This is a genomic window from Mesorhizobium sp. M7A.F.Ca.AU.001.01.1.1, from assembly GCF_004022735.1.
Classification (GTDB): domain Bacteria; phylum Pseudomonadota; class Alphaproteobacteria; order Rhizobiales; family Rhizobiaceae; genus Mesorhizobium; species Mesorhizobium ciceri.
The window spans coordinates 1-412 of record NZ_RZPF01001384.1; the positions used below are offsets into that span (position 1 = coordinate 1).

Here is a 412-nt window from a genome sequence, read left to right on the forward strand (position 1 = left end):
GTCGCAGATCGAAGAGGAAGCCGGCCGCATCCGCGCCCGTCAGAGCGAACTCGAGCGCCGGCTGCAGCAGCTCGACGGCGATATCGCGCGTGAGGAGCGCATGGTCCGCGACAACGCGGACATTCTCGAGCGCCTGCGCGCCGAAGAGGCGGCACTCAATTCGGAAAATGCTGGTGCCGCCGAGCGCGAGGCCACCACCCGCGCGGCTTTCGAACAAGCGGCATCTACGCTTTCACAAAGCGAAGCCAAACTCGCCGCGCTGACTGCCGAGCGGGCCGAGGCTGCCGCCTCGCGCAACCAGATCGAACGGACGCTGCGCGATACCGCCGAGCGCCGCGACCGCTTCGCGCGTCAGCTTGCCGATGTCGACCGGGAATTGTCGGAGATACTCTCCAAGGTCGCTGGCCTGCCC

General features: G+C 67.5%; 1 pseudogene. It reads left to right on the forward strand.

Annotated elements, in window-relative coordinates:
* Positions 1–412: pseudogene (locus EN884_RS38305) on the forward strand (chromosome segregation protein SMC); the annotation flags it as partial.